Below are 6,341 nucleotides of genomic sequence, written 5' to 3'. Positions count from 1 at the left end.
TTAAGTGATAAAGTCGGGAAAAATCTCTGGAAGAACTTGAAATTTTGAAGAAATCTCTGATGCAGGAGTATTTTGGCTGATATTCTGCCATTGTAATTACGGTAATGATTTGTTATAATACAACAAAGGAGGAAATCAGATGGTAGTAAAAACAAGAAAACAAGGAAATTCAATCACCATTACGATTCCAAGTGAATTTAATATTCCAAGTGGTGTAAAATACGAAGCGAAATTGTTACCAAGTGGTGAGATTATCTTTACTCCTGAAGAATTGGGGCAGCAGGTTTCTTATGTATCTGATGATGCCTTTGACTTAAATTTAGATAAAATATTTGACGAATACGACGATGTTTTCAAAGCTTTGGTGGAAAAATGACAATCTATCTGACAGAAAAGCAAATTGAAAAAATAAATGCTTTAGCAATTCAACGGTATTCTCCAAATGAGAAAATTCAAACAGTTAGTCCTTCTGCCTTAAATATGATTGTGAACTTACCAGAACAATTTGTCTTTGGGAAGCCTCTTTATCCAACAATTTTTGATAAAGCAACGATACTATTTGTCCAATTGATAAAGAAGCATGTTTTTGCCAATGCTAATAAACGAACTGCTTTCTTCGTTTTGGTCAAATTTTTACAATTAAATGGCTATCGTTTTTCTGTAACGGTTGAAGAAGCGGTAAATATGTGTGTAACTATCGCAGTAGAATCCTTAACAGATGAAAAAATGACAAGCTACTCCAAATGGGTTTCTGAACATTCTGTTAGAGAAAAGGTCAAAAAGTAACCTAGTATGCTGGATTTGAATGAGCACAAGAAAATAAATGAACAGACAATATTAGAATTCTGTAATGCAGAAACTGATATTGTCTCTTTTTATTGATGAATAAGAAAGTGAGAAATTATGGAATCAAAAGTTACAATTATCATGCAAGAAATGTTACCTCTTTTAAATAATGAACAATTACTAGCGTTGAGAGAGAGTTTAGAACATCATCTAGTAGACGGAAAAAAGCAGCAGAAGTATTCGAATAATAACCTGTTGCAACTATTTATTACCGCCAAGCAGGTAGAGGGCTGTAGCTCAAAAACAATTCGTTATTACCAGAGGACGATTGAAAACTTGTTTAATGGTATTAAGGAGTCTGTGACACAACTCACAACAGATGATTTAAGGAGTTATTTAGCAAATTACCAGTCTGAAAAGGATTGTAGTAAGGCGAATTTAGACAATATTAGGCGTATATTGTCTTCTTTTTTTGCTTGGCTTGAGCAAGAGGAATATATCATTAAAAATCCCATTCGACGGATAAAGAAAATTAAGACTGAGCAAAATGTGAAGGAAACTTATACTGATGAACATTTGGAAATTATGCGTGATAACTGTGAAAATTTGAGAGATTTGGCAATAATAGACCTACTAGCATCGACAGGTATGCGTGTAGGGGAGCTTGTACAGTTGAATCGTTCAGATATTGATTTTGAAAACAGAGAGTGTGTTGTCTTTGGTAAAGGAAAGAAGGAGAGACCAGTATATTTTGACGCTCGGACGAAAATTCATTTAAGAAATTATCTTAACGACAGAAAAGATAGTCACCCTGCTCTTTTTGTAACGCTAGTTGGAAAAGCCCAGAGACTTGGAATTGCTGGTGTAGAGATTCGCTTAAGAAAGTTAGGAGACAAACTCGGCATACAAAAGGTTCACCCACATAAGTTCAGAAGAACTTTAGCGACTAAGGCAATTGATAAAGGTATGCCTATCGAACAAGTCCAAAAACTGCTAGGTCATAGCAAGATTGACACAACCCTGGCCTATGCCATGGTCAATCAAAATAATGTCAAGCATTCACACCAAAAATTCATCTCTTAAAAGCAAATCCCGATTTAACGAGATGTTCGAAGAGTATCCTGACTCAGTATTCTTAGATACATATATAAAAGAACTAAGAGCAGGTAAAAGTTTAGCTGGTGAGGAAAATAATAAGAATAAAGTATTAAAAACAGGAGCTGTATCGTACGATTATTTTAATTCATCTGAAGTAAAAAATTTACCAATTGACTATATTCCCTTAGATGAACATAAAGTTGAAATAGGGGATGTAATTATTAGTCGTATGAACACTTCTGAACTAGTTGGGGCTGCTGGGTATGTTTGGACTATCAATAGTGATAATATATATTTGCCAGATAGATTATGGAAGGTTATTCTGAATGATCGAGTAAATCCAGTTTTCTTATGGAAGCTTATTACAAATGAGAAAACAAAATTAAAAATTAAGAGAATTTCCTCTGGAACTAGTGGGAGTATGAAAAATATTTCGAAATCAAAATTTTTACAAATTAGAGTCCCCCTCCCCCCTCTAGCCCTCCAAAATGAGTTCGCAGACTTTGTAGCCCAGGTCGACAAATCACAATTTGCTTGTGAGATAGCTATAAAAGTGTGGAGAAATAGCTTGAAATTTAGTATAATATAGCTAAACTATTTGTTTAAAGTGAGAAAAAAATGGGAAATTTTAGCTTTCTTTTAAAAAATGACGAATATGAATCTTTTTCAAAACCTTGCATTGAAGCTGAGAATATGATTGCTACATCAACTGTGGCTACTGCCTTTATGGCGCGTCGTGCTTTAGAGCAGGCTGTCCATTGGATATATAGTCACGATTCATATTTAGAGGCTCCCTATCGTGCTACTCTATCTTCTTTAGTATGGGATGATGATTTTAGGGATATCGTAGATTCTGAACTCCACAAGCAGATAGTTCTGTTGATTCGGTGGGGAAACCATGCTGCTCATGGTGGTGAAATTAAGGAACGAGAAGCGATTTTAGCTTTGCATCATTTGTATCAGTTTGTTAATTTTATCGATTATTGTTACAGCAATGAATTTGTGGAGCGTTATTTTGATGAGAAGTGCTTACCACTTTCAGCAAACATCAAATACCGAGAAACTCCACAATCTATGATAAAGTTACAAGACAGTTTACCAGAACTGCCTGATTTTCATGAACAGATGGCTGCTCAGTCCGTAGAAGTTCAAGAGACTTATACTGAAAAACGTGAGACTGCAGCGCAACGGCAAGATGTGCCTTTCCATATTGATCAATTATCTGAGGCAGAGACAAGAAAGCTCTTTATTGATATTGATCTCCGTCTAGCAGGATGGATATTTGAAGAAAACTGTCGTGTTGAGATAGCCGTTGATGGTCTCAAGCACGGTTCAGGAATTGGTTACTGTGACTATGTACTTTATGGTAAAAATGGGAAAATTTTAGCGATTGTAGAGGCTAAAAAAGCCTCTGTCAATCCAGAAGTAGGGGAAGTACAGGTCAAAGAATATGCTGAAGCTCTGGAGAAACATATCGGCTATCAGCCAATTTGCTTTATTACAAATGGGTTGAAGCACTATATACTTGATGGTCCGAACCGCCGCCAGATTGCAGGCTTTTACTCTCAAGAAGAATTGCAATTAGTGATGGATAGACGTCATCTTCAAAAACCACTTGAGGATATTTCTAGTAAAATTAGGGACGATATTTCCGGGCGTCACTACCAAAAACATGCGATTGCAAGCGTTTGTGAAGCTTTCTCTAATCATCGTAGACAGGCACTTTTGGTTATGGCAACTGGGGCTGGGAAAACTCGTACAGCAGTTTCTCTAGTTGATACCTTATCACGTCATAACTGGGTAAAAAACGTTCTCTTCTTAGCCGATAGAACTTCCTTGGTTAAGCAAGCCTATGATTCGTTTAGAAAATTACTCCCAGATCTTTCCGTTTGTAACTTCTTAGAAGATAAAGAAGGAGCTCAATCAAGTCGCATGGTCTTTTCAACTTATCCGACCATGATTGGAGCGATTAGTGGTCAAGAAGAAGTAAATCAACGCCCTTTCACTGTTGGGCATTTTGACCTTATCATAATTGACGAATCTCACCGTTCTATTTATCAGAAATACAAGTCCATTTTTGATTATTTTGATGCAAGAATTGTAGGCTTAACAGCTACTCCGCGTCAAGATTTAGATAAAAACACCTATGGATTCTTTAATTTGGAGAATGGGGTTCCAACATATGCATATGATTTGGAAGAGGCTGTTAAAGACGGATATTTAGTAGCCTATCATTCTATCGAAACCAAACTGAAACTACCTACGGATGGTCTACATTATGATGATTTGTCCGAAGAAGAAAAGGAACATTTTGATAGCAAATTTGAAGACGATAGCTGTGAAAAAGATATTGATGGGAGTGTGTTTAATTCTTTTATTTTCAATAAAAGTACAGTAGAAATTGTTTTAAATGAACTCATGACAAGAGGAATTCAGACAGCCTCGGGGGATGAAATTGGTAAAACTATTATTTTTGCTAAAAATCATGACCATGCGGAATATATCAGAGGTATTTTTAACAACCGCTATCCTGAAAAAGGGAGCGACTATGCTCAGGTGATTGATTATAGTATTAAGCATTATCAGACCTTGATTGATGATTTTAAAATTAAGGAGAAGTATCCTCAAATTGCGATTTCTGTCGATATGTTAGATACAGGTATTGATGTACCAGAGGTTGTGAATTTAGTCTTCTTCAAGAAAGTACGCTCTAAAACTAAGTTTTGGCAGATGATTGGTCGAGGAACCCGTCTATGTAAAGATTTATTTGGACCTGAGCAGGATAAGGAAAACTTCTTGGTATTTGATTATGGGGACAATTTTGATTATTTTCGTGCAGATCCAAGAGATGGAGAGGGTCGTCACATTGTTTCGTTGACTCAGCGTTTATTTAATATCAAAGTGGACTTGATTCGAGAACTTCAGGGACTCCAATACCAAGAAGATCAGTTTGCGAGAGCATACCGTCAGGAGCTTGTTTTAGAACTTCAAGGTCGTATAGAGAGCTTAAATGAGTTGGACTTCAGGGTTCGTATGGTTTTAGATACAGTTTATAGCTATAGGAAATTGGAAAGTTGGCAGAATCTAACTGCTGTTACAAGTGAAACTATTCAAAAAAATCTCTCTCCGCTTTTATTTGATGAAGATAAAGAAGATGAGATGGCGAGGAGATTTGATTTGTGCTTACTTCATATTCAGTTGGGGCAACTGACAGCTAAATCTTCCACTGTTCATATTTCCCAAGTGATGAAGACGGCTAGAGCTCTTTCTGCTATTGGCAATATCCCGCAGGTTTTTGAGCAGGCTGAAATTATCAGGAAAGTACAGGAGCCTGAATTTTGGAAAGAAGTTAGCTTGTCTGATTTGGAAAAAATTCGTCTTGCTATTCGAGATTTATTACAGTTTTTGGATAAAACAGACCGTAAACCCTACTATGTTAACTTTGAAGATCGTATACTCTCCACTGTTCACGAGACCACAGCATTTTTGCAGGTCAACGATCTTCGATCTTATAATGAAAAAGTTGAGCATTATTTGAAAACTCATCTGGATGAAGAGTCCATTTCTAAGCTATACCATAATAAAAAGTTGACATCTGATGATATGCTTGCACTTGAAAAATTGCTCTGGGAAAAATTAGGTAGCAAAGCAGACTACCAACATCATTATGAAAATAAGGCAATTCCGAGATTGGTGCGTGAGATTATTGGCTTAGATAGAGAGTCTGCCAATCGTATTTTTTCTAAATTTTTGTCGGATGAGAATCTCAATGCCAGGCAGATTTCATTTGTAAAATTGATTGTAGACTACATTGTAGAAAATGGTTGCTTAGAGATGAAAGTGTTAACGCAAGAGCCATTTAAATCTCATGGATCTGTTCAACTACTCTTTCAACACCAACTACCAGTACTTCGTAATATTGTTCAAACCATTGAGCTCATCAATGATCGAGCTGGAGAAGTGGCTTAAATTCTAAAGTGATTGCCATACTGAGACTCATTTAAAATTAAAAAGAGTAGAAATTTATGCTATATATGAGAAGTTTTATTAGGAAGAATGTCATCGTTTTCCTAGAATACAGTATCAGTTGTTAAGTGGTTGATAAATTTCAAAGTAGATACTTGTACCACGATGTTTGTTGATCGAGTTATTATAAAAGAGCTACTTTGATTTTAAAGAAATAGAAAACAAAAAGTCGAGCAAGAATTCAATTGCAGGAGAAAATGAAGGAATACTCAGTGAAAATCAAAGAGCAAACTAGCCGCAGGCTGCTCAAAACACCGTTTTGAGGTTGCAGATAGAACTGACGAAGTCAGCTCAAAACACCGTTTTGAGGTTGCAGATAGAACTGACGAAGTCAGCTCAAAACACCGTTTTGAGGTTGCAGATAGAACTGACGAAGTCAGCTCAAAACACCGTTTTGAGGTTGCAGATAGAACTGACGAAGTCAGCTCAAA

6 protein-coding genes are annotated in these 6,341 nt (G+C 36.2%); 5 read left to right on the top strand and 1 reads right to left on the bottom strand.

Annotated elements, in window-relative coordinates:
* Window positions 1–139 precede the first annotated feature (139 nt).
* The 5 genes from HT699_RS03790 to HT699_RS03770 all read left to right on the top strand — a co-directional run bounded on the left by HT699_RS03790 (window position 140) and on the right by HT699_RS03770 (window position 5,853).
* The gene (locus HT699_RS03790; protein ID WP_000260605.1) at window positions 140–376 is read left to right on the top strand and encodes an AbrB family transcriptional regulator; all 237 of its coding nucleotides are present in this window, start codon (window positions 140–142) and stop codon (window positions 374–376) included.
* Window positions 373–786 carry a type II toxin-antitoxin system death-on-curing family toxin gene (locus HT699_RS03785; RefSeq protein ID WP_172934107.1) on the top strand — a complete coding sequence of 138 codons (414 nt, stop codon included), beginning with the start codon at window positions 373–375 and terminating at the stop codon, window positions 784–786. Before HT699_RS03790 ends, HT699_RS03785 begins: the two co-directional genes overlap by 4 nt.
* 117 nt (window positions 787–903) lie before the next feature.
* Window positions 904–1,869 (top strand): site-specific tyrosine recombinase/integron integrase, encoded by a 966-nt coding sequence (gene xerA / locus HT699_RS03780; protein ID WP_172934106.1) that lies wholly within the window; start codon window positions 904–906, stop codon window positions 1,867–1,869.
* 22 nt (window positions 1,870–1,891) lie between these two features.
* Window positions 1,892–2,473, top strand: coding sequence for a restriction endonuclease subunit S (locus HT699_RS03775; RefSeq protein ID WP_138706109.1), 582 nt, complete (start codon window positions 1,892–1,894; stop codon window positions 2,471–2,473).
* Between the two features lie 29 nt (window positions 2,474–2,502).
* Complete coding sequence (locus HT699_RS03770; protein WP_172934105.1) at window positions 2,503–5,853, top strand: DEAD/DEAH box helicase family protein; 3,351 nt, start codon at window positions 2,503–2,505, stop codon at window positions 5,851–5,853.
* A 266-nt stretch (window positions 5,854–6,119) separates the two neighbouring features.
* Here the strand turns inward: HT699_RS03770 and HT699_RS11550 are convergent.
* On the bottom strand, window positions 6,120–6,341 hold a 222-nt coding region (locus HT699_RS11550), incomplete at its 5' end, for a hypothetical protein (protein WP_205403428.1).

It is taken from the genome of Streptococcus sp. 1055 (assembly GCF_013276815.1).
GTDB classification, from domain to species: Bacteria; Bacillota; Bacilli; order Lactobacillales; family Streptococcaceae; genus Streptococcus; species Streptococcus pseudopneumoniae.
This window is presented reverse-complemented; position numbering and strand designations above follow the sequence as displayed.